Origin of the sequence: Georgenia satyanarayanai, from assembly GCF_023715365.1 — a bacterium.
In the GTDB taxonomy this organism is placed as follows: Bacteria; Actinomycetota; Actinomycetes; order Actinomycetales; family Actinomycetaceae; genus Oceanitalea; species Oceanitalea satyanarayanai_B.
The window spans coordinates 183,121-204,439 of sequence record NZ_JAMBNZ010000004.1; the positions used below are offsets into that span (position 1 = coordinate 183,121).

The following is a 21,319-nucleotide window of genomic DNA, read 5'->3' on the forward strand; positions in this document are numbered from 1 at the left end:
TCGAGGTGGGGTGCTGTCGGGGATCTGCGCACAGGTCCCCGGGCAGGGCCCGTCCGCGACAGCTGTCCCGGCGTGTCGGGGGCGTGTCGCGAACCTGTGCGCAGATCCCCGGCGGCGGGACGACGGCCCGCCGCCCCCGCCGGCCGTCAGTGCGCGAAGTGACGGGTGCCGGTGAGGTACATCGTGACGCCGGCCGCCTGGGCCGCCGCGACGACCTCCTCGTCGCGGATCGAGCCGCCAGGCTGGACGACGGCGCGCACGCCGGCGTCGAGGAGCACCTGGAGGCCGTCGGCGAAGGGGAAGAAGGCGTCGGAGGCCGCGACGGCGCCGCGGGCGCGCTCGCTCCCCTCCCCCAGCGCGTTGGCCCGCTCCACGGCGAGACGGCAGGAGTCGACCCGGTTGACCTGCCCCATGCCCACGCCCACGCTCGCGCCACCGGCGGCGAGGAGGATGGCGTTGGACCGCACGGCCCGCACCGAGCGCCACGCGAAGGCGAGGTCGGAGAGCGTGGCCGGGTCGGCGGCCTCGCCCGCGGCCAAGGTCCAGCCGCTCGGGTCGTCGCCGGGCGCGTCGACGAGGTCGCTGGCCTGGACGAGCAGCCCGCCGCTGACGGCACGCATCTCCAGCCCGGACCCGCTGCCCTCGGGCACGACGAGCAAGCGGATGTTCTTCTTCGCGCTGAGGATCTCCACCGCCTCCGGCTCGAAGGCCGGCGCGACGACGACCTCGGTGAAGACCGGGGCGATCTGGGCGGCCGCCTCGGCCGTGATCGGCCGGTTGGCGGCGATGACGCCACCAAAGGCGGAGACCGGGTCGCAGGCGTGCGCGGCGGCGTGGGCGGCGGCGATCGTCGCGCCCACGGCGATGCCGCACGGGTTGGCGTGCTTGATGATCGCGACGGCGGGGTCGGCGTGGTCGTGCGCGGCCCGCCACGCGGCGTCGGCGTCGACGTAGTTGTTGTAGCTCATCGCCTTGCCGTGCAGCTGTTCGGCCTGCGCGATCCCCGGCCGGCCGGAGCGGTACAGCGCGGCCGCCTGGTGCGGGTTCTCGCCGTAGCGCAGGACGTCGGCCCGCTGCCAGGTGGCACCGGTCCACGCCGGGAAGCGGCTCTCGTCGTCGGGCGCGACGACGCTGCCCATCCACGACGCGACGGCGACGTCGTAGTCGGCCGTGTGCCGGAAGGCCGCGGCCGCGAGGTGGCGGCGCTGCTCGAGGGTGAAGCCGCCGGCGGCGACGGCCGCGGCGACGTCGTCGTACCCGGACGGGTCGACGACGACGGCGACGCTCGCGTGGTTCTTCGCGGCGGCGCGCACCATGGTCGGCCCGCCGATGTCGATCTGCTCGACGCACTCCTCGGGCGCGGCGCCGGAGGCGACGGTGTCGGTGAAGGGGTAGAGGTTGACGACGACGAGCTCGAAGGGCGCGACGCCGAGCTCCTTGAGCTCGCGGACGTGGGCGTCCTTGCGGAGGTCGGCGAGGATCCCCGCGTGGACGCGCGGGTGGAGGGTCTTGACCCGGCCGTCGAGGCACTCGGGGAAGCCGGTCACCTCCTCCACGGGGGTCACCGGGACGCCGGCCTCGGCGATGGTGCGGGCGGTGGAGCCGGTGGAGACGATCTCCACGCCGGCGGCGTGCAGCGCCTGGGCGAGCGGCGCGAGGCCGGTCTTGTCGTAGACGGAGACGAGGGCGCGGCGGACGGGACGCGAGTCGGTCACGAGGTCACTCCTGGGTTCGCTGGTATCGGACCCGGGCACCCAGGCGGGCGGCACCCTGCAGGGGACTTCCGGCCGCTTCCCGGTGGTGACTCCACCTCTGCGCCAGTCACGGCCGGGGCCGAGTCTAGCGTGCCGCGGAGCTCGACCAACGGCCGGCGGGGCGGTCGGTAGCGCGGAGCTCAGTCGTCGAAGGGCGGGCTCCAGCCGTAGTTCTCGGAGAGCCGCTGCACCTCGGTGCGGCTCTTGTCCCGCATGAGGGTGACCGTGTGGCCGTCCGCGTTGGTCACGTGGACCAGGTAGCCGCCGCCCTTCTGGCGGGCCACCTTGACGGTGGCGCCGTCGCCCTGGGTCCGCGGCAGCGCCGCGTCGAGCCGGCCACGGTCCGCGGCTGTCAGCGCCCCCCGCTGCTGCTCCCGCAGTGCACCGTGCTCGGTCGTCGCGGGCTTGTCAGCGGTGCCCCGCTGTCGCCGGGCCTCTGCCTCGGCCTTGTCCCAGTCCCGCTCGGCGGCCGTCCGCTCATCCGGCTGACCGTCGCCGGACTCGGTGGTCCTGGTCGGCTTCCTCGCCTTGGCGGGCTTGTCGGGCGTGCCGGACGTCAGTCGACGGTCGGGTCCCTCCTCGCCGCGCTTGCCGGCCTTGACCGTCCTCGCCTTGCCCTGCTGCGCCTTGTGCGAGGGCTCGGACCCGCCGCTCGGCGACGTCCGCCGGGTGGTCGGAGGCGTCGTCGGGCTGCCGACGGACGGACGGCCCCCGACCGGTGGCCGTGGTGCCGTCGTCCCGGCACCCGGCTGCGGCCGGAAGCGGATCCTGCCGCCGGTGTTGGGGGCGCCGAGGGAGGTGATGCGCCCGCGGGCGGGTGACCCACCGCGGGCGGGCGACAGTGATCCGCCGAGGGCGGCGACGGCGCCGGCGAAGGTCGCCCCCAGCTCCATGAGTGTGAAGAGGGCCTGCAACTCCTCGATCGTCTCGTGCAGGCCCGCACGGAGCGAGGTGATGTTGGCGGTGTCGCCGTACGCGACGTACGACGTCGGTCCCGCCTCCCGGACGGGGTAGATGAAGCCGTCGCTGCGCCTCTCGTACCGGGCCAGCGGCCGGCTCGCGGTCACCCAGCGGTTGTCCCGCCCTCGCGAGCCACCGAGCAGTGGCACGTCCGTGACCGGGACCGACAGCGTCCGGCCGTCCCGGTACGTCAGCACGATCGTCGGCACGCTGGCGTGGTCGATGGTCTCCCAGGTGGTCCCGGGCAGGCACAGACCGGTGGCGAGGACGATGTTGTTGTCGATGTAGTTCGCTCGGAACTCCGGGTCGTCCTCGGTGATGCACCGTGAGGCCCCGGGCCGTGCCGCGTCCACCAGCACCGTGGCACCGACCGAGCACTCGTCCGCCGACGGGGTGCGCTGCACGGCCGGCGCCGCGGTCCCGGCGATCCGCCGGACCGTCGTCCCCGCCGCGGCGTAGCGGTCCGCGTAGAGGGGGCGCAGGTGCTCGGGGACGTCCGCCCACTCCTCCCCCAGACGGCTCCACAGCTCGAGGACCTCCCCGCCGTCCAGGCCCGCCTCGTCCGCCCGCTCGATGTTGTGGAGGTAGGCGTCGACCTCCTTGAAGGGGTCCGACCTCGCCACCTGGAAGGACTCGGCGTGCCGGTACTCGTGGATGACCGCGGAGTACAGCCAGGCCACGTTGACGAGCGCCGGTGGACCGATCCGCACGGTGGACGGCAGCGGGTGGAAGCCGCCGCCCCGGGCCGGCCTGGCCCACTGCCGGGTGTGGCCCTCGTCGGTGAGCGTCGGGTCGAAGCGCATCCGGCGTCCCTCGATGAGCGAGAGGTCGACCTCCGCCCGGGCCGCCAGCACCCCCACGACAAGGTCGATCGCCGCCTGGGCGCTGCTTGCGGACCCCGTGACGAGGTGCTGCTCGACCTGGGCGAGAACGTGCTCGGGCAGCCCGGGGACATCCTTGCCCACGGGCGTCGGGCCCGTCTGGCGCTGGAGCACGGCGCCGACGGCACGGTTCCCGGCGAGGGTCTGCAGCTGGAGCAGCGCGGCGGACGAGGTCCGCGCGTCTCTCGTCGGCGAGCCGGTCCGGGCGTCGCGGAACTGGGCAGCTCCTCGAGGGCGTGCGTCAGGTCGGCGCGCAGATGACTGCCTGACGCCGTCGGGCGCGCGCTGCTGCACCACCACACCGACCTCCTCCGCCGGGTCCACCGTGAGCCTGCCCGGCGCGCCGTGCCAGACCGGCGAGGTCGTCGTGAGGGCAGCCTGCGCTGCCCCTTCGGCGGGACCGTCCTACGGCACGCCCGGCCCCGCCTCCCGGTCACGCGCGTCGACGGGCAGCGCCCGGTACCGCTGCCACGCCTCGAGGCACTGCGGCTGCGTGCCGCCCGGGTGCGCGGCGAACCACGCGCGCGTGAAGCCGTTGTACTCGAACTGCCGCCCGATCTTCCCGGTCTGCACCTCACGGGTCCGGTGCCAGTGCTCTACGGCCTCGGCGAGCGTGCGTCCCTCGCCTTGGGCGATGAACTCGCGCATGTGCTCGTCGAAGCGGAACGCGGGTCCTACCTCGGCCGTGAAGAAGTGGCGCAGCACCTGGCTGCACCGTTGCCCGTCGGGGATCACGGTCCGTGGCCCGACGGGCGCGGTCAGCTGGCGCGCCGCCGGCCTCCGGCGGGCGGGCGCGGGCACCGGCTCGCCGTCGAGGGCCGCGCTCAGGCGCTGCAGCAGCTCCTCCTTGCCGCCGCTGCGGGACAGGCCGAGCGCGCCGGCAAGGTCCTGAAGCTCGGCGCGCAGCCAGTACCAGCGGCGCAGCTCGGCGCCGCTGCGCACGGCCGTGAGCGCCGGTCTGGTCTCGTCCACCGGCTCAGCCGTCGACGACGACGCGCCGGCCCTCGACCCGCCACGGGAGGCGGGCGAGGCGGCCCACCTGCTCGACGAGCTGGGCCCGCTCGGCCACCTTGATCCGCTCGGTGAGGGAGTCGACCGTGTCGTCGTCGTGGACGGGCACGGCGACCTGGGCGACGATCGCGCCGGTGTCCACGCCCTCGTCGACGACGAAGAGCGTGGCCCCGGCGATCTTCACGCCGTACTCGAGGGCGTCGCGCGGGCCGTTGATCCCGGCGAAGGCGGGCAGCAGGGAGTTGTGGGTGTTGAGGTAGCGCCCGCCGAAGCGCGCGAGGAAGTGGTGGCCGCACAGCTTGAGGAAGCCGGCGGAGACGACGAGGTCGGGCTCCGCGGCCGCGACGGCGGCGGTAAGGGCGCGGTCCCAGGACTCACGGTCGGGGTGGTCGGCAAGGCGCTCGACGAAGGTCGGGATCCCGGCCTGCTCGGCGAGCGCGAGCCCGCCGGCGGAGGGCCGGTCGGCCCCCACGGCGACGACCTCGACGCCGTAGCCCCGGTCCCGGGCCGCGTCGAGGAGGGCGGCGAGGTTGGATCCCCCGCCGGAGATGAGGACGACGACTCGTGTGGGCACGTGCCGAGGGTAATGGGCCGGAATGGAACACTGGGCGCATGTCCCGCGACCAGCCCGCTGCGCCCCTCAGCGACGAGGCGGTGCGTGCCGCGACGCGTCCGGTGCTCTGGTTCTCCGTCGTCCTGCTCGTCGGCCTGTGGCTGTCGGTGACCCGCCCGCCGTGGCCGCTGCCGCTCGTCCCGGGGCTGCTCGGGCTGCTCGCCCTCGTGCTCGGCGTCGTCGGGCTCGTGCGGCTGCGGCGCGCCCGGGTGGGCGGGGCGATGGTCGTACTCGTCGTCGTCGGCCTCGGCATCGCGGCCGCGATGGTGCTCCTCACCGGTCTGCAGGCCCTGCTCTGGCCGGTGTACGCAGACTTCTACGCCTGCCTGGACCGCGCCCTCACCCACCAGGCGGAGGCCGCCTGCCTCAGCGGTCTGGAGGACCGCGCCCAACGGATGCTCCTGCGGCCCTGACGCCCCTCGGGAAGCGGGATGGCCCGAACGCTCCTAGCGTGGACGGCGAACCCCAGACCCAAGGAGGCACACCCATGGCCCAGCTGACGAACAAGACCGTCGCGTTCCTCTCGACCAACGGCTTCGAGGACTCCGAGCTCACCGTGCCCTGGGAGGCCGTGACGTCCCAGGGCGCCGAGGCCGTCCTCGTCTCCCCGGAGTCGGGCACGATCACCGGCAAGAACGGTCACGAGCAGCAGGTGGACCTCACGACCGCCGAGGCCACCCCCGACCGCTTCCACGCCCTCGTCCTGCCCGGCGGCGTCGTCAACGGGGACAAGCTCCGCATGGACGAGGCTGCCGTCGCGTTCGTCCGGGAGATCTTCAACCAGCACAAGCCCGTGGGTGTCATCTGCCACGGCGGCTGGATCCTCACCGACGCCGAGGTCCTCGAGGGTCGCACGCTCACGTCCTACCCCAGCCTCAGGACGGACCTCAGGAACGCCGGGGCCACCTGGGTGGACGAGGAGGTCGTCGTCGACGCCGGGCTCGTCTCGAGCCGCACGCCGGACGACCTCCCGGCCTTTTGCGACAAGCTCGTCGAGGAGATCGGCGAGGGCGAGCACGAGGGCCAGACGGCCTGACCTACTCGGGAGAGTCGGACGGCGGCGTGGGCGCGGAGCCTGCGCCGCCGTCGTCGTTCCTGCGGCTCACCCGCGCCCGGACGGCACGGCTGCCGCGCCCGACGGCGGCGTGGACCTGCGGGTGCAGGGCGAGGAGGACGACGACGGCGCCCGCGGCGGTCTGCCAGGCGAGGGCACCGGCGAGCGCGGGGGCGGGGACGCCGACGGTCGCGAGCCGGCCCGGCCCGATGCTGCCGGAGGCGGCCACGGCGAGGAGCGCACCGAGGACGGCGAGGGTCGCGGCCGCGACGACGCCGCTGAGCGCCGCCTGCCACCAGCGCTCCTGGAAGCGGCTGCGGTGCAGCCACGCCCCGACGGCGGCGCCGACGAGGACGGGGACGAGGACGACGAGACCGAGCCCCGGCGCCCCCGGCTCGGGCAGGATCCCGAGCACGGGGAAGGCCGGCAGCGGGGCCGCGACGACCTCGCTCGGGGAGAAGAGCGTCCCCTGCCCGACGGCGAAGCCGGGTCCGCACAGCCAGGCGAGGGCCCACACCACCATGGTCGGCAGGTAGGCGAGCTGGCCGAGGAGCAGGACGACGGTGCCGAGGCGGCCCGGCGCGAGCGCCTCGTGGAGCTCGAGGACGGTGACGATCCCGCTGACGAGCCCGACGGCGAGGACGAGGACGGCGAGGGCGAGGAGGCCGGCGACGGCCAGCCAGGCGCCCCGGACGCCGGCGCGCGCCCAGTCCGGTACGGCCTCGCGCAGACGCAGCCACCACGCGGGCCGCGGCGTGCGCGCGCGCCACAGCGCGAGGAACAGCGCGCCGCCGCCGATGACGAGGGCCACGAGCGCGACCGCCGGCCGTGCGGCCGGCCCGGGGACGACGGCGGACAGCCCGAGGACGCTGAGGACGAAACCGCCGAGCGCGAAGGCCGCGGTGGCCGGCCGGCGCAGCCGCGCCCGCCGGGCGCCGCCGTAGACGAGGGCGGCGCTGACGAGGCTCGTGCCGAGCGGGGCGAGGGAGACGGCGCCCGCCTCACCGACGTCGACCGCGGCGCCGTGGCCGAGCAGCCACACGCCGGTGCCGATGGCCGCCGCGTCGGTCCAGGTGGCCTCGCCGAGCAGGGGTGCGGCGGCGGTGGCGACGTAGGTCGCGACGGTCGGCACGACGACGAGCAGCCAGCTGATGATCGCGGCCTCGATGCCCGCCAGGGTGGCACGCAGCCAGGCCTCGGGGAGCCGGGGCGCGCGGCGGGCGGGGCCGCTCACCTGGGGGTGGACCGTCGTCGTCATCTGCCCCATCGTCGGTGACCGGGCGGCGCGGGCGCGCGAAGGCGGCGGCGTGTCGTGGCGATGTGTCCGATCCGTTGCCTCACGCCGTCGTCGGGGTGCCGGGACGCGCGACGGCCCGCCGCGCGGGGGCGCGGCGGGCCGTCGGTGGTGCGGTGGGCTCAGCCCTGAAGGAGCTCCCGGGCCAGGCGCGCGGTCTCGCTCGGCGTCTTGCCGACCTTGACGCCGGCGGCCTCGAGGGCCTCCTTCTTCGCCTCGGCCGTGCCGGAGGAGCCGGAGACGATGGCGCCGGCGTGGCCCATCGTCTTGCCCTCGGGAGCGGTGAAGCCCGCGACGTACCCGACGACGGGCTTGGTGACGTTCTCCTTGATGAACGCCGCGGCCCGCTCCTCGGCGTCGCCGCCGATCTCGCCGATCATGACGATGAGCTCGGTGTCGGGGTCCGCCTCGAAGGCCGCGAGGGCGTCGATGTGCGTGGTCCCGATGACCGGGTCCCCACCGATGCCGATGGCGGTGGTGAAGCCGATGTCCCGCAGCTCGAACATCATCTGGTAGGTCAGCGTGCCGGACTTGGACACGAGGCCGATGCGGCCCGGGCCGGTGATGTCGGCCGGCGTGATGCCGACGTTGGACTTCCCGGGGCTGATGATGCCGGGACAGTTGGGGCCGATGAGCCGCACGCCCTTGCTCTCGGCGTAGGTGAAGAACTCGGCGGTGTCGGCCACCGGGACGCCCTCGGTGATGATGACGACGAGCGGCATGCCGGCGTCGACGGCCTCGATGACGGCGGCCTTGGTGAAGGCCGGCGGGACGAAGACGACCGACACGTCCGCGCCGGTGGCCTCCATCGCCTCGGTGACGGTGCCGTAGACCGGCACGGAGACCGTGCCGGCGGTCCGCTCCTCGGCACCGGGGCCGATGGGGGTGACGTCGAAGTCGACGCTCGTGCCGGCCTTGCGCGGGTTGACGCCACCGACGACCTGGGTGCCCGAGCCGAGCATCCGGCGGGTGTGCTTCTGGCCCTCGGCACCGGTCATGCCCTGGACGATGACGCGCGAGTTCGCGTCGAGGAAGATCGACATGCTGTTGTCCCGTCCCTTACTTCGCGAGCTCGGCGGCCTTGGCCGCGGCGTCGTCCATCGTGTCCACCATGGTGACCAGCGGGTGGTTGGCCTCGTCGAGGATGCGACGTCCCTCGACCACGTTGTTGCCGTCCAGGCGGACGACGAGCGGCTTGGTGGCGGAGTCGCCGAGGATCTCCAGCGCCTGGACGATGCCGCTGGCGACCTGGTCGCACGCGGTGATGCCGCCGAAGACGTTGACGAAGACGCTCTTGACCTGCTCGTCACCGAGGATGACGTCCAGCCCGTTGGCCATGACCTCGGCGTTCGCGCCGCCACCGATGTCGAGGAAGTTCGCCGGGCCGACGCCGTACTGCTCGCCCGCGTAGGCGACGACGTCGAGGGTGCTCATGACGAGGCCCGCGCCGTTGCCGATGATGCCGACCTCGCCGTCCAGCTTGACGTAGTTGAGGCCCAGCTCCTTGGCCTTGGCCTCGAGCGGGTCGGCGGCGTCCTTGTCCTCGAGCTCGGCGTGCTCGGGGTGCCGGAAGGCGGCGTTCTCGTCGATCGTCACCTTGCCGTCCAGCGCGATGATCGCGCCGTCCTCGGTGCGCACGAGCGGGTTGACCTCGACGAGCGTCGCGTCCTCGCTCGCGTAGACCGTCCACAGCTTCTGGATGACGTCCGCGACGGCGTCGGCCACGTCGGCGGCGAAGCCGGCGGTCTGCACGATCTCCCTGGCCTTGGCCTCGTCGATGCCGACGACCGGGTCGACGGCCACGCGGGCCAGCGCCTCGGGGCGCTCGACGGCCAGCTGCTCGATCTCCATGCCGCCCTCGACGCTGGCCATGGCCAGGTAGCGGCGCTCGGCGCGGTCCAGGAGCACCGAGAAGTAGAACTCCTCGGCGATCTTCGCGCCCTCGGCGATCATCACGCGGTGGACGGTGTGGCCCTTGATGTCCATGCCGAGGATCTCGGCTGCACGCGCCTCGGCCTCCTCCGGGCTGTGGGCGAGCTTGACGCCGCCCGCCTTGCCCCGGCCGCCGGTCTTGACCTGCGCCTTGACGACGACGGTCCCCCCGCCCAGCTTCTCGGACGCGGCACGCGCCTGCGCCGGCGTGGTCGCCACGATCCCGCCCAGGACGGGTACCCCGTGCTTCTCGAACACGTCCCGTGCCTGGTACTCGAAAAGGTCCACCAGGTCAGTCCTCTCATCGACGTTCTCGGAATGCCTCGACATCGAGACATCTCCGTCCACTGTACCCGGCGTCGCGGTGGGAGGCGCACCGGGCGCAGCTCCGCCGGGGCTCCGGTCCCGACGGCACGGAGGCGTGCCCCCGGCCCGGGGCCAGGGCGCGTCCGGTCGTTCTCAGACGAAGTTGGCGGAGGCCTCGTCCAGGCGCTGCACCTGCTCCGCGGTGAGCTCCAGGACCACCGCGGCGAAGAGCTGGTCGAGCTGGGCAGGGGTCGTCGCGGCGGCGAGCGGGGCGGTGACCTTGCCGTTCGCCGTCGCCCACGCGAGCGCGACGGAGGCCGGGTCGGTGACGTGCTCCCGGGCGACGGCGTCGAGCACGTCGAGGACCCGCAGCCCCTCCGGGGTGAGGTAGCGCTTGACGGCGGCGCCGCGGGTCCGACCCTCGGTGTCCGCCTCGGTGCGGTACTTGCCGGTGAGGAAGCCGCCGGCGAGGACCTGGTAGGGGAAGACGGACATGCCCAGGCGCTGCGCGACCCCGGCCAGACCGATCTCGTACTCGCGGGAAACGAGGGAGTACCGCGGCTGGAGGGCGACGGGCCTGGCAAAGCCGTTCTCCTCGCAGGCCCGGAACCACTCCTCGATGGCAGCGACGGAGAAGTTGGACAGCGCGACGGCGCGGACCTTGCCCTCGGTGACGAGGCGGTCAAAGGCCGCGGCGCTCTCGACGACGGGCGTCTCGTCGTCCTGGTAGTGGGCGTAGAAGAGGTCGATGTGGTCGGTGCGGAGGCGGCGCAGGGAGTCCTCGGCGCCGCGGACGACCGTCTCGGGCGACAGGCCCAGCAGGTCCGGCTTGCCGGAGACCTTGGTGGCGATGACGACGTCGTCGCGGTTGCGGCGGTCGGCCACCCACTGGCCGATGATCGCCTCGGACTCCCCGCCGGAGTTGCCCGGCACCCAGTAGGAGTACATGTCGGCGGTGTCGATGAAGGTGCCGCCGCGCTCGACGAAGCCGTCGAGCACCGCGTGGAACTGCTTCTGGTCACCAGGGTCGTTGAAGGTGTTGGTGCCCAGGCCGAGCGGGGAGACGTGCAGCTCGGAGCTGCCGACGGGCAGGGCGGTGGTGGTCTCGGTCATGGAGTCCTCTCGGGTGGTGGGTGCGGGGCGGGTCAGGCGCGGCGGAGCACCGCGACGAGGAAGTCGGAGTCCTCGGCGGCCGGGCGCAGGTCCCAGGTGGACAGCAGGTGGTCGGCCACCAGCCCGGCGGCGACGGCGTCGCCGAGGAAGTCGTCGAAGTCGTAGCCGCGGCCGGCGCCGAAGCCGATGACAGCGCGCCCGTCGTGGGCCAGGTGGCGGGCCATCCGGCGCAGCACCTCGCGCCGGGTGCTCGTCGCGAGGAAGGTCATGACGTTGCCGGCGCAGAGGATCGCGTCGAAGGGCTCGGCGATGCCCCGCGCGGGCAGGTCGAGCTCGGCGAGGTCCTCCACCACCCACGTCGCGTCCGGGAAGTCCTCCTGCGCCGCGGCGATGAGGACCGGGTCGACGTCGACGCCGACGACGGTGTGTCCGAGCCCGGCGAGGTAGCCGCCGTGACGTCCCGGGCCGCAGCCGGCGTCCAGGACCCGTGCCCCGCGCGGCACCATCGCGTCGATGAGCCGCGCCTCGCCGACGACGTCCGCCCCGGACTCCGCCATCGTCCGGAAGCGCTCGACGTACCAGTGCGAGTGCTGCGGGTTGGCCTGGGTCATCTGGACCCACTTGCTCTGCTCGCTCATGCCCCCATCCTCTCCCCCGACCAAGGATGTGCCACAAAGCGGCGCCCACGGGCTGCCGCGGGCCTCGGCACCGGCGTGTCGCCCGGCGTGCCGACACGCAGCCGGCGCCTTTGTGGCACATGCCCGCCGGTCCGGGCCGGCGCCGCGCACCAGGCCGGGCCGGGCACCGTCCCGGCTAGTCCAGACGGTGCTCGACGAGCTCCTCGACGTCCTCCCCGGCCCGCTCGAGGCTCGAGGTCTCGTTCTCGCGCTCGGCGGCGTCCGCCTCCGGCACGTCGCGCGTCGTCTCCGGCGTCTTTCGTCCCACGGTTCTCTCCTCGGTCCGGCTGCTCGACCCGACGTTAGGACCGCGGCTCCGGCCCTGCATCCCGGAAGCCGCCTCAGCTGGGCCAGACCCCTGAGGAACCCCGACGGTGACTGCCCAGGAGGTGGGTGTCGACGATGCCGACGGCCTCCATGAGAGCGAACATCGTCGTCGGGCCCACGTGGCGGAAGCCGCGCGCCTTGAGCGCCTTGGCCAGCGCGACGGACTCGGGCGAGGTCGTGGGGACCTCGGCGTAGGTCCGCGGTCTTGGCGTCTCGGCCGGCTGGAAGGACCAGACGAACGCGGGCAGTCCGCCGTCGGCGCGCAGCGCGACGGTCGCGCGGGCGTTGGCGATCGTCGCGTCGACCTTGCGCTGGTTGCGGACGATCCCGGCGTCGGCCATGAGGCGGGTGACGTCGTCGTCGTCGAAGGCGGCGACGGCGTCGGGGTCGAAGTCGGCGAAGGCAGCACGGAAGGCGGGTCGCTTGCGCAGGATCGTGGCCCACGAGAGCCCGGACTGGAACGCCTCGAGGCTGAGGCGCTCGAAGAGCCCGCGCTCGCCGCGCACCGGCATGCCCCACTCGGTGTCGTAGTACTCGCGCAGCAGGGGGTTGGCCGCCGCCCACGCCGGGCGGGCGAGGCCGTCCTCGCCGACGACGAGGTCACTCACCGGCGGTCTGCGCCAGCAGGCGCTCGGAGAGCTCGGTGAAGGCCTCGGCGACGACCTCGGCGTACAGGTGACCCCCCTCGATGTCGGGGTGGATGCCGTCGGACTGGAGCTTCCCCGGCTCGGCGTCGATGGCGGCGTACCAGTCGGCGACGATCGCGTTGGGATAGTCGGCGACGACGTCCGCGAGCGCCGCGTTCGCCTCCGGGACCCAGTACGAGCCGCCGTAGAGGTTGACGACGACGACCATCCGGCCCGGGCCGAGCGCGTCCAGCGCCGCCCGCACGACCGCGGGCTCGCCGACCCCCGCGTTCGTCCCGAAGTCGAGGACGACGGCGCGGCGCACCGTGCCCTGCTCGACGGCCTGCTCGATCGCGGCCAGCCCGTCGGGCCACTGGCGGTTGGACTTCGCGTCGAGCGCGACCTCGGGCCAGCGGGCGGTGAGCCCGTGGGCGCTCGTCACCATGATCGAGTCGCCGAAGCCGCTGATCTCGTCGCCGGCGGGCACGGTCCAGTCGGCGGGCAGCGGCTCGGGCGCCTCGCTCTCGGCGGCGGAGGCGGCGACGAGCTCCTCGTTGGCCTCGATCTGCTGCTGGGTGAGCGACGTCGTCGGTGCTGTCGCCACCGCGACGGCGGTCGTGACGAGGAGGACGACGGCGGCGCCACCGACCACCTGGGCGGCGCGCCGGCCGCCGCGCAGGGCGCTGCGCCAGCGGCGCCACACCCCGCGGAAGCCCTCCTGGCGCACCGGCATCTCCAGCCAGCGGTAGGAGGCACCGGCGACGACCAGCGTGAGGACGAGCGCCAGCCCCCGGGTGGTCCAGCTGAGCGCGGAGTCGTAGGTGGTGGCGGGCATCAGCTCGGTGAGGACGAGGATGAGCGGCCAGTGCCACAGGTAGATGCCGTAGGACCGCTCCCCCACCCACGCGACCGGCGGCATCTGCAGCAGCCGCTGGTAGAGGCCCACCGGCCCGAGGAGCGCCGCGACAAGCACCGCGGTGAGGAGCGAGGCGGTGAGGATGCCGCCGCGGAAGGTGAGCGCCGAGCCCTCGTGGAGGACCGTCATGAGGGCGAGCAGTCCGGCCATGGCGACGAGCGCCGCGGGCTGACGCCAGCGCTGCCACGCCGCGGAGTGCAGCCAGCTGCGCGGGGAGGCCCAGGCGAAGGCGAGCGCCACCCCGATCATCAGCCCGAACAGGTGGGTGTCGGTGCCGTAGTAGACCCGGGTCGCGTCCTGCCCCGGCGTGTAGAGCACCGCCATGAGGAGCGCGGAGACGGCGGCGACGGCGAGCGCGACGCGCACCCGCTGCCGGCCGGTGCTCGTGAGCGCGAGAAGCAGCCCGAGCAGCGGCGGCCACAGGAGGTAGAACTGCTCCTCCACCGCGAGGGACCAGAAGTTGACGAAGAGCAGCGGTGAGGTCTGGGCGAAGTAGCTCGAGCCCGCGCCGACCTCGAGCCAGTTGTTGGAGAAGGTGAGCGCCCCGAGCACCTGCCGGCCGACGTTGACGAGCAGGTCACCGCCCGCGATCGCCGCCAGGCTCACGCTCACGACGACGACGCTGACGAGTGCCGGCAGCAGCCGCCGGGCGCGCCGCAGCCAGAAGCGCGGGAGGTCCACCCGGCCCTTCTTGCCGAGCTCGCGCAGGAGCAGGGTGGTGATGAGGAAGCCGGAGATGACGAAGAAGACGTCGACCCCGAGGAAGCCGCCGGGCAGCGAGGTGGGCCGCAGGTGGTAGACGAGCACCGCGCCGACGGCGAGCGCCCGCAGGCCGTCCAGGCCGTGGATGTGCCCGGCCCGCGCGGTCGTGGTGGCCGGGGCACGACGGGAGGTCGTGTAGGTGCGCCCGGGGCGAGCCGGCGCGGCGGTCTGAGCCATCCGCCCTCCTCGACAGTCGTGTCGGGCACAGGCTAGGTCCGCCGCGCCCGGCTCCGTGGGAGCCGCGCCGCACCAGCTCCCACCCGCGCCGACAGCCGGACTCCTCCGGCGCGCGCGCCGCCCCCCTTTTTTGCGCCGAGCGCTGTCGGCGGGCACACAGAGGGCGGGGGCTAGAGCTTGGTCACCGGGGCGTAGCGCAGGAGGAGGCGCTTGACCTGGCCGCCGCCGAAGTCGATCTGGGCGACGGCGCTGGAGCCGGAGCCCTCGAGGCCCACGACGGTGCCCAGGCCGTAGGAGTCGTGGGTGACCTTGTCACCGATGTCGAAGCCGGGGATGTCGCCCGCCGGGCGCGGGGCCGCCGAGCCGAAGCTCGGGGTCTCCGGGTCGCTGCGGCGTGTGCGCACCGGGCCGCTGCGCGCACCGCTGCCCCCGGCGGGACGCCCGCCGCCGTAGCCGAGGCCGCCGGAGCCCCAGCCACCGCCGCGCAGGGCGTCGGTGGAGGACTCGGCGCGACGCCAGTCGAGGAGCTCCTCGGGGATGTCGGAGATGAAGCGGCTCGGCGGCAGCTGCTGCGGCATGCCCCAGGCGGTGCGCACCGCGGCGCGCGACAGGTAGAGGCGCTTGCGGGCGCGGGTGAGCGCGACATAGGCCAGGCGTCGCTCCTCGGCGAGCTCGTCCTCGTCGGTGAGCGAGCGCTGGTGCGGGAAGGTGCCGTCCTCCAGGCCCGTGACGAAGACGACTGGGAACTCCAAGCCCTTGGCGGTGTGGACGGTCATCAGGGTGACCTGCCCCTGGTTGGCGGCGTCGTCGTCGGGGATCTGGTCGGAGTCGGCGACGAGCGCCACCCGCTCGAGGAAGTCCCCGAGGTCACCCTCGGGGTCGCTCTGGGAGAACTCGGCGGCCACCGCGTGGAGCTCGGCGAGGTTCTCCACCCGGGTGGCGTCCTGCGGGTCCTCACTCGCCCGGAGCTCGGCGAGGTAGCCGGAGCGGTCCAGGGCGGCGTCGAGGATCTCGGCGGGACCGGCTCCGGCGGCGAGCATGTCGCGCAGGCCGGTCATGAGCTCGTGGAAGCCGCGCACCTGGGTGCGCCCGCGGGTGGCGAGGCCCAGGACCTCGGGGGCCGCGCCGGCGGGAGCCGCGGCGTGCTCGATCGCCCCGCCGAAGGAGATGCGCTCGCGCTCGGCGTGGGCCGCGAGCATCGCCTCGGCCCGCTCCCCGAGCCCGCGCTTGGGGACGTTGAGGATGCGACGGAGGTTGACGGCGTCGTCGGGGTTGGCGACGGCCCGCAGGTAGGCGAGGGCGTCCTTGATCTCCTTGCGCTCGTAGAAGCGCGTGCCGCCGACCACCTTGTAGGGGATGCCGACGCGGACGAGCACCTCCTCCAGCGCCCGGGACTGGGCGTTGGTGCGGTAGAACACGGCGACGTCGCCGGGGCGTACGCCGTCGGAGTCGCCGAGGCGGTCGATCTCCTCGGCGATGAACCGGGCCTCCTGGTGCTCGGAGTCCGCGACGTAGCCGACCACCTCCGCGCCGGCGCCGCTGTCGGTCCACAGGTTCTTCGCGCGGCGGTTCGGGTTGCGCGAGATGACCGCGTTGGCGGCGGTGAGGATGTTCTGCGTGGAGCGGTAGTTCTGCTCGAGGAGGATGGTCGTCGCCTCGGGGTAGTCCGCCTCGAACTCGAGGATGTTGCGGATCGTCGCGCCGCGGAAGGCGTAGATCGACTGGTCGGCGTCACCGACGACCGTGAGCTCGGCCGGCGGGAGCCCGGCGTCGTCACCCTCGACGCCCGCGAGCTGCCGGATAAGGACGTACTGCGCGTGGTTGGTGTCCTGGTACTCGTCGACGAGCACGTGGCGGAACCGGCGGCGGTAGTGCTCGGCCACGTGCGGGAAGGCCTGGAGCAGGTTGACCGTCTGCATGATGAGGTCGTCGAAGTCCAGGGCGTGGGCCTGGCGCAGCCGCGCGTCGTACTGCCGGTAGGCCTCGGCGAGCGCGGTGTCAAAGGCGTTGCCCTCGCTGACCTCGGCGGCGAAGGAGTCCGGGTCGACGAGCTCGTTCTTGAGGTCGGAGACCTTGCGGGAGAAGGTCTTCGGGGGGAACTTCTTGGGGTCGAGGTCGAGCTGGCGCATGACCAGTGCCATGAGGCGCTGGGAGTCCGCGGCGTCGTAGATCGAGAAGCTCGAGCGTAGGCCGAGGGTGGCGTGCTCCCGGCGCAGGATCCGCACGCACGCGGAGTGGAAGGTGGAGACCCACATGTGCCGCGCGACCGGGCCGACGAGCTCGGTGACCCGCTCGCGCATCTCCGCGGCGGCCTTGTTGGTGAAGGTGATGGCCAGCACCTCCCCCGCCCGGGCGCGCCCGGTGGCGAGCAGACCGGCGATGCGGTGGGTGAGGACACGGGTCTTGCCCGAGCCGGCGCCCGCGACGATGAGCAGCGGCCCGCCCTCGTGCACGACGGCAGCGCGCTGTTGCGGGTTGAGACCCTCGAGCAGGTCCGCCTGGCGCGGCGACACGGGGACGGTGGAGGGCGCGTCGTCCTCGCGCGGGGGGACGGCGGCGGGGAGGGGCGGCAGGTTCCCGCCCATGAGCCCGGGCAGGTTGTCGAAGAGGGAGGTCATGGCCCTTCCAGGGTAGGTCCTGCCACCGACACCGCCGCCGTCAGGTCTGCCACATGCCGATGAGGAGGGCGCCGGTCGCGATGAGTGCCCCGCTCAGCTCCACGAGGATCGCCAGGCCGACGGCCCGCATCGCCCGGCCGGTGGAGCGCCACGCCTCGCGCTGGTCGCGCAGGCGGGTGCTCTCGGCGGCGTAGACGCCGGCGACGAAGCCGATCGGCAGGCCGATCACCGGGATGACGAAGAAGCCGACGACGCCGAGCGCCGCCCCGACCACCAGGGTGCGGGCCGGCACGCCGCCCTTGCCGAGGTAGCGCCCGGCGAGGACGTACTTGCCGATCTCCGCGCCGACGACGGCGATCACCGCGATCGTCCCCACCGTCCACCCGACCGTGCCGCCGGTGACGATCGCCCACACCACGGCGGCGGCCCCGACGAGGAACCCGCCGCCCGGGACCACCTGCACGACGGCGCCGACGAGCCCGATGATGACGACGATGAGGACGATCGCCTCGCCGAGGACGCCCATCAGCGGGTCAGCGCCACAGCACCGCGATGGCGATGTTGAGGGTGGTGAGCGCGGCGATCGAGCCGATGAGCGCGCGGCTCGGCTCCTTCTTGCGGCTCGCGACGACGACGAGGGCGGTGACGACGACGGCGACGACGAGCTTGATGCCGATCTTCATGTAGTTGAGGTCGGGCAGCCCGTCCCCCATCTCGGCGACGCCGGTCATGAGGATGCCGGTGACGAGCGCGGTGAGCGCGCCGTGCAGGACGCCCGGCGCCAGGCGCGGCGTGCGCAGGTTGGTCACGGTCCCGCCGAGGACGATGGCCCAACCGACGAGGTGGAGGAAGAGGAGGAGATAGTAGAGGAAGGTCATGCCGCCAGCCTAGATGAGCGCCGTCGTCGTCTTGACGAGCCGGGCGCTCACGTATCGGTTCTCACCGGCCCTGAACCGCGCGTGGGTGCTGCTCCCCTCGACGGCGACGAACCGTTCGAGGGGCCGGTGGAAGGGGCGCGGGATCCATGCGTCCATGAGCGCCCGCCGGCGGTCGTCGTCGACCTCGAGGGCCGTGCAGACGTTCGGCGTGATGTCCCGCATGTCGACCACCTCCAACGGGCTCGTCCTCAGAGTGGCCTCGAGCTCCGCCATCGCCACCTTTCCCCGCAGGTCGGCGAAGAGGAGGTTGCCGCCCGGTCGTAGCACCCGGTGGACCTCCGCGAGGAAGGTCTCCACCGAGGGGTAGCAGTGGGAGGACTCGACGTTGACGACGGAGTCGAAGGAGTCGTCCGGGAATGGCAGGTCGAGGGCGTCGCCCTGGACGAAGCTGAGGCCCGGGGCGTGCCGGTAGCGCCGGCACAGCGCGATCCCGGCGCGGGAGAGGTCCACACCCGTCACCGTCCGCGGCGCGCGGTAGCGAGCGAGGAACGAGGAGCCGCCACCCCGCCCGCAGCCGACCTCCAGGACGTCGGCACCCCGCAGGTCCACGTCCCCGACGACGTGGTCGTAGAGCTGGATGCACATGCGGTCCGGCTCGTCGGCGGGCCCGAGCGCCAGCGTCTCCTGCCGGGGGTCGAGAGGGGCGTAGCCGTAATTCATAAAGGCCCACTCGGGCCTGCGCACCCGCGACCCGAGGAGCTCGTACAGGCTCCGCCACGCGACCTGACGCACGTCCATGCCTCAGGCTAGACCGGCGCCGTCGTCGGCGGCAGCCACCCGCCGCCCCGTTAACCTGAGGGACATGCCCATGGACGACGCGGTGCCGCACGCGCTGCAGCGAGCGGTCTCGGACGGCGACGCCCTCCGCGCGCGGCTGGCCCTGGACAGCGTCCCCGCCGACGACGGTGACGTCCTCGACGAGCTCGCCACCCTCGCCGCAGCCGGTGACACCGGCTCCACACTCGCGGTCGAGCTGCTCGTCGAGCGCCTCGACGCCTCAGGGATCGTGCGCCGGATCGTCGCCGGTGCGCTGCTCGACCACTCCGCCGTCGACGACGTCACCCAGGACGCCCTCATCTCCGTCGCCGGCTCCGTGGCCTCCTTCGCGGGGACCAGCCGGCTGACGACGTGGGTGCACCGCATCGCGCGCAACCGGGTCGTCGACCACCTCCGGCGTCAGCGTGCCGCTTCGCCGCTGCCCCCGGGAGAGCTCGGGCCTGCGGAGCGGATGAGCTCGATGATCGCCACCCGCGCCACCGTGCGGGCCGTCCTCGCCGGGCTGCCCGACCACTACCGCGAGCCAGTGACGCTGCGCGACGTCGAGGGGCTGACCTAAGAGGAGGTCGCCGCACGCCTCGAGCGCCCCGTCGGCACGGTCAAGGCGCAGGTCTCCCGGGGCCGTGCCCTCGTCGCAGCCGCGCTGCGCGAGCCCACCGACGGGGCCGGGCGCCGGTGACGGTCGAGCGGATCGGGCGCTACCGCCTCGAGGGGGTCATCGGCGTCGGGTCCTTCGTGACCGTGCACCGCGCCATCGACGAGCGGCTCGAGGACGTCGTCGTCCTCAAGGTGCTTGCAGAGAACCACAGCCTCAACCCCGAGGTTCGCGAGCGCTTCATCGCCGAGGGTCGCAGCCTGCGCCGGGTGAGCAGCCCGCACGTCGTCGCCGTCCACGACATCGGGGAGACGGACCGGCAGCAGCCCTACCTCGTCCTCGAGCACGCAGACCGCGGCACGCTCGCCGGCCGGGTCGCCGAGCTGCGCGGCCACGGCTGGACGGCGGGCCGGCAGGACGTGCTCGCGGTGGCGCGGTCGCTGGCCGCCGCCGTCGGCGCGGTGCACGCGGGCGGCCTCGTCCACCGTGACCTCAGCCCTGGAAACATCCTCCTCACTCACCCTCCCGGCCGGTGAGGAGCTCGGCCCGCCGGCGCAGGTGGTTCGTCCCGACGAGCGGCTCGTCCTCGCGGACCTCGGGATGTGCAAGGACCTCGCGCTGAACTCCGGACTTACCGTCGCGGGCGGGACCGCCGGCTTCCGGCCTCCCGAGCAGGACGGCCCCGGCGTCGGTCGACACCCGCGCTGACCTGTGGGCGATGTCCACGCTCCTCCTGTGGCTGTGCGAGGGTGCTGCGCTGCCGCCTGCCCTGGACGCCGCCGTGTGTCGCAGCACGGCGCACCACCCGGACGACCGACACCCCGACGTCGGGGCCTGGCTCGCCGACGTGGAGTCGGCACTTGCAGTTCCGCCGGTGACGGTGGAACCTGCCACCCCGACCACCGCCCCTGCGCCGCGGCGACGGCGCCGCGCCCCGCTCGGTGTCGCGCTGGCCGTGCTGCTCGCGGCCGTCGCCGGCCTCGTCGGGGGTGTCCAGCTCGCCGGCGGGCTCGGCGCCGAAGACAGCTCCGGCGCCGCCGCCATCACGATCGACGGGCCGGGCGAGATCACCGTCGGCGAGCACGCAACCTTCACGGCCGTGGTCGAGGGCGTTGACGGCTGGGTGTGGACCATGCCGAGCGGCGACCACGTGGTCGACGCACCCAGCGTGTCGACCACGGCCCGCTCCCCTGGCAGCGCGCGGGTCGTGCTGCGCGCCCGCGCTCCCGACGGCACCGACCTCGAGTCCGTCCACCACCTCACGGTCCGCGAGTGACCGATCTCACAGTCGGCCGTGCAACTCACCGTCGGACGCGTACGACTCATGTGCGACCCCTCAGAAGGAGAACCCCATGACCACGGCCCTCCGTCGCTCGCTCGCGGCAGCCGCCCTTGCCCTGGCCGGCGCCTCGGTGCTCGCCGCCTGCGACGCCGACACGCCGGCCGACTTCGACACCCCGCCGGAGACCACGTCCGCTCCGGCCGCCGAGACCGGCGAACCGAAGGAGTCGGCCGCGGAGCCGGCCGACACGGCGACCGACGGTCGGGACACGGACCCCGCCGAGCGGATCGTCGGCCCGGAGGACGCGCTCGACACCGTCGTCTACGCGCTGCCGGGCGCCGACGAGCGCGACGACGCCACGGTGACCGTCGGCCTCCACTCGCTGCGGGTCGAGGGCGAGGCCATGCGCCTCGAGCTGTCCTTCACCCCGGACTTCCAGGGCGACGGCAGCTACAACATCTACTCGCTCAACAACCAGAACCGGCTCGCGCCGGTGCTCAACGACCGGGTGAACCTCAAGCAGTACACGCTCCTGCGGGACGGGACCGAGGAGTGGGCGACGAACACGACCAACAGCGGCCTGCGGGCCGCCAGTGGCGAGACCCTCCGGTACTGGGCCTACTTCGCCGCTCCCGAGGACGACATCGACACACTCAGCGTGGGCGTCGGCATGGTCGAGTTCGACGACGTGGCGATCGAGCGGTGA

23 protein-coding genes and 1 riboswitch are annotated in these 21,319 nt (G+C 73.6%); of the genes, 6 read left to right on the forward strand and 17 right to left on the reverse strand.

The window, feature by feature from the left end; genetic code table 11:
- Positions 1-146 precede the first annotated feature (146 nt).
- From purH to purN, 4 genes are all read right to left on the reverse strand, one after another.
- Complete coding sequence (gene purH / locus M3148_RS06850; RefSeq protein WP_308203219.1) at positions 147-1,715, reverse strand: bifunctional phosphoribosylaminoimidazolecarboxamide formyltransferase/IMP cyclohydrolase; 1,569 nt, start codon at positions 1,713-1,715, stop codon at positions 147-149.
- 30 nt (positions 1,716-1,745) lie between these two features.
- Positions 1,746-1,835: riboswitch (ZMP/ZTP riboswitch) on the reverse strand.
- Positions 1,836-1,894: 59 nt separating this feature from the next.
- Positions 1,895-3,895, reverse strand: coding sequence for a hypothetical protein (locus M3148_RS06855; RefSeq protein ID WP_251303940.1), 2,001 nt, complete (start codon positions 3,893-3,895; stop codon positions 1,895-1,897).
- A gap of 105 nt (positions 3,896-4,000) precedes the next feature.
- Positions 4,001-4,567 (reverse strand): DUF6434 domain-containing protein, encoded by a 567-nt coding sequence (locus tag M3148_RS06860; RefSeq protein WP_251303941.1) that lies wholly within the window; start codon positions 4,565-4,567, stop codon positions 4,001-4,003.
- A 4-nt stretch (positions 4,568-4,571) separates the two neighbouring features.
- Positions 4,572-5,180, reverse strand: a complete 609-nt coding sequence (gene purN / locus M3148_RS06865) for a phosphoribosylglycinamide formyltransferase (protein WP_251303942.1) — start codon at positions 5,178-5,180, stop codon at positions 4,572-4,574.
- Positions 5,181-5,218: 38 nt separating this feature from the next.
- On the opposite strand from purN, the gene M3148_RS06870 reads away from it, so the two are divergent.
- Positions 5,219-5,632: a hypothetical protein gene (locus M3148_RS06870; protein ID WP_251303943.1), complete on the forward strand. Its 414-nt coding sequence runs from the start codon at positions 5,219-5,221 to the stop codon at positions 5,630-5,632.
- Between the two features lie 74 nt (positions 5,633-5,706).
- The gene (locus M3148_RS06875) at positions 5,707-6,255 is read left to right on the forward strand and encodes a type 1 glutamine amidotransferase domain-containing protein (RefSeq protein ID WP_251303944.1); all 549 of its coding nucleotides are present in this window, start codon (positions 5,707-5,709) and stop codon (positions 6,253-6,255) included.
- A 1-nt stretch (position 6,256) separates the two neighbouring features.
- Here the strand turns inward: M3148_RS06875 and M3148_RS06880 are convergent, their stop codons facing one another.
- From M3148_RS06880 to M3148_RS06930, 12 genes are all read right to left on the reverse strand, one after another.
- Positions 6,257-7,531, reverse strand: coding sequence for a cell division protein PerM (locus tag M3148_RS06880; protein ID WP_251303945.1), 1,275 nt, complete (start codon positions 7,529-7,531; stop codon positions 6,257-6,259).
- Positions 7,532-7,689: 158 nt separating this feature from the next.
- On the reverse strand, positions 7,690-8,610 hold the full coding sequence (gene sucD, locus M3148_RS06885) for a succinate--CoA ligase subunit alpha (RefSeq protein ID WP_251303946.1): 921 nt from the start codon (positions 8,608-8,610) through the stop codon (positions 7,690-7,692).
- Between the two features lie 16 nt (positions 8,611-8,626).
- Positions 8,627-9,787, reverse strand: coding sequence for an ADP-forming succinate--CoA ligase subunit beta (gene sucC, locus M3148_RS06890; RefSeq protein ID WP_251303947.1), 1,161 nt, complete (start codon positions 9,785-9,787; stop codon positions 8,627-8,629).
- Positions 9,788-9,958: 171 nt separating this feature from the next.
- Complete coding sequence (locus M3148_RS06895; protein WP_251303948.1) at positions 9,959-10,918, reverse strand: aldo/keto reductase; 960 nt, start codon at positions 10,916-10,918, stop codon at positions 9,959-9,961.
- 32 nt (positions 10,919-10,950) lie between these two features.
- Entirely contained in the window at positions 10,951-11,556 is a 606-nt protein-coding gene (locus tag M3148_RS06900) for a class I SAM-dependent methyltransferase (RefSeq protein ID WP_251303949.1), read from the reverse strand.
- A gap of 175 nt (positions 11,557-11,731) precedes the next feature.
- Positions 11,732-11,863: a hypothetical protein gene (locus M3148_RS17800; RefSeq protein ID WP_285883540.1), complete on the reverse strand. Its 132-nt coding sequence runs from the start codon at positions 11,861-11,863 to the stop codon at positions 11,732-11,734.
- A gap of 73 nt (positions 11,864-11,936) precedes the next feature.
- Positions 11,937-12,530 (reverse strand): DNA-3-methyladenine glycosylase I, encoded by a 594-nt coding sequence (locus M3148_RS06905; RefSeq protein ID WP_308203220.1) that lies wholly within the window; start codon positions 12,528-12,530, stop codon positions 11,937-11,939.
- A complete protein-coding gene (locus M3148_RS06910) occupies positions 12,523-14,403 on the reverse strand; it encodes an acyltransferase family protein (protein ID WP_251303950.1) in 1,881 nt (626 codons plus the stop codon). Before M3148_RS06910 ends, M3148_RS06905 begins: the two co-directional genes overlap by 8 nt.
- A gap of 170 nt (positions 14,404-14,573) precedes the next feature.
- Positions 14,574-17,021 carry a DNA helicase PcrA gene (gene pcrA / locus M3148_RS06915; RefSeq protein WP_251303951.1) on the reverse strand — a complete coding sequence of 816 codons (2,448 nt, stop codon included), beginning with the start codon at positions 17,019-17,021 and terminating at the stop codon, positions 14,574-14,576.
- A 40-nt stretch (positions 17,022-17,061) separates the two neighbouring features.
- A complete protein-coding gene (locus tag M3148_RS06920) occupies positions 17,062-17,547 on the reverse strand; it encodes a DUF456 domain-containing protein (protein WP_251303952.1) in 486 nt (161 codons plus the stop codon).
- 7 nt (positions 17,548-17,554) lie between these two features.
- Positions 17,555-17,899, reverse strand: coding sequence for a hypothetical protein (locus M3148_RS06925; RefSeq protein WP_251303953.1), 345 nt, complete (start codon positions 17,897-17,899; stop codon positions 17,555-17,557).
- A 9-nt stretch (positions 17,900-17,908) separates the two neighbouring features.
- Positions 17,909-18,697: a class I SAM-dependent methyltransferase gene (locus M3148_RS06930; RefSeq protein WP_251303954.1), complete on the reverse strand. Its 789-nt coding sequence runs from the start codon at positions 18,695-18,697 to the stop codon at positions 17,909-17,911.
- Positions 18,698-18,761: 64 nt separating this feature from the next.
- Between M3148_RS06930 and M3148_RS06935 the strand changes: the two genes are divergently transcribed.
- Together M3148_RS06935 and M3148_RS06940 are read left to right on the forward strand one after the other, a co-directional pair.
- Positions 18,762-19,295: an RNA polymerase sigma factor gene (locus M3148_RS06935; protein ID WP_251303955.1), complete on the forward strand. Its 534-nt coding sequence runs from the start codon at positions 18,762-18,764 to the stop codon at positions 19,293-19,295.
- Positions 19,296-19,411: 116 nt separating this feature from the next.
- Entirely contained in the window at positions 19,412-19,867 is a 456-nt protein-coding gene (locus tag M3148_RS06940; RefSeq protein ID WP_251303956.1) for a protein kinase domain-containing protein, read from the forward strand.
- On the opposite strand, the gene M3148_RS06945 is transcribed toward M3148_RS06940, so the two are convergent.
- On the reverse strand, positions 19,845-20,057 hold the full coding sequence (locus tag M3148_RS06945; protein WP_251303957.1) for a hypothetical protein: 213 nt from the start codon (positions 20,055-20,057) through the stop codon (positions 19,845-19,847). The genes M3148_RS06940 and M3148_RS06945 overlap by 23 nt on opposite strands.
- Between M3148_RS06945 and M3148_RS06950 the strand changes: the two genes are divergently transcribed.
- Together M3148_RS06950 and M3148_RS06955 are read left to right on the forward strand one after the other, a co-directional pair.
- Positions 20,050-20,607 (forward strand): hypothetical protein, encoded by a 558-nt coding sequence (locus M3148_RS06950; RefSeq protein ID WP_251303958.1) that lies wholly within the window; start codon positions 20,050-20,052, stop codon positions 20,605-20,607. The two genes, M3148_RS06945 and M3148_RS06950, sit on opposite strands and share 8 nt — an antisense overlap.
- Positions 20,608-20,683: 76 nt before the next feature.
- Positions 20,684-21,319: a hypothetical protein gene (locus M3148_RS06955; RefSeq protein WP_251303959.1), complete on the forward strand. Its 636-nt coding sequence runs from the start codon at positions 20,684-20,686 to the stop codon at positions 21,317-21,319.

Bases quoted from the DNA above. Each gene is read 5' to 3' on its own strand.
- M3148_RS06880 (WP_251303945.1), bottom strand. From the start codon at position 7,531: ATGACGACGACGGTCCACCCCCAGGTGAGCGGCCCCGCCCGCCGCGCG.
- M3148_RS06910 (WP_251303950.1), bottom strand. From the start codon at position 14,403: ATGGCTCAGACCGCCGCGCCGGCTCGCCCCGGGCGCACCTACACGACC.
- M3148_RS06875 (WP_251303944.1), top strand. From the start codon at position 5,707: ATGGCCCAGCTGACGAACAAGACCGTCGCGTTCCTCTCGACCAACGGC.
- M3148_RS06935 (WP_251303955.1), top strand. From the start codon at position 18,762: ATGCCCATGGACGACGCGGTGCCGCACGCGCTGCAGCGAGCGGTCTCG.
- sucD (WP_251303946.1), bottom strand. From the start codon at position 8,610: ATGTCGATCTTCCTCGACGCGAACTCGCGCGTCATCGTCCAGGGCATG.
- M3148_RS06955 (WP_251303959.1), top strand. From the start codon at position 20,684: ATGACCACGGCCCTCCGTCGCTCGCTCGCGGCAGCCGCCCTTGCCCTG.
- M3148_RS06925 (WP_251303953.1), bottom strand. From the start codon at position 17,899: ATGACCTTCCTCTACTATCTCCTCCTCTTCCTCCACCTCGTCGGTTGG.
- M3148_RS06870 (WP_251303943.1), top strand. From the start codon at position 5,219: ATGTCCCGCGACCAGCCCGCTGCGCCCCTCAGCGACGAGGCGGTGCGT.
- M3148_RS06950 (WP_251303958.1), top strand. From the start codon at position 20,050: ATGTCCACGCTCCTCCTGTGGCTGTGCGAGGGTGCTGCGCTGCCGCCT.
- pcrA (WP_251303951.1), bottom strand. From the start codon at position 17,021: ATGACCTCCCTCTTCGACAACCTGCCCGGGCTCATGGGCGGGAACCTG.
- M3148_RS06900 (WP_251303949.1), bottom strand. From the start codon at position 11,556: ATGAGCGAGCAGAGCAAGTGGGTCCAGATGACCCAGGCCAACCCGCAG.
- M3148_RS06920 (WP_251303952.1), bottom strand. From the start codon at position 17,547: ATGGGCGTCCTCGGCGAGGCGATCGTCCTCATCGTCGTCATCATCGGG.
- M3148_RS06930 (WP_251303954.1), bottom strand. From the start codon at position 18,697: ATGGACGTGCGTCAGGTCGCGTGGCGGAGCCTGTACGAGCTCCTCGGG.
- M3148_RS06895 (WP_251303948.1), bottom strand. From the start codon at position 10,918: ATGACCGAGACCACCACCGCCCTGCCCGTCGGCAGCTCCGAGCTGCAC.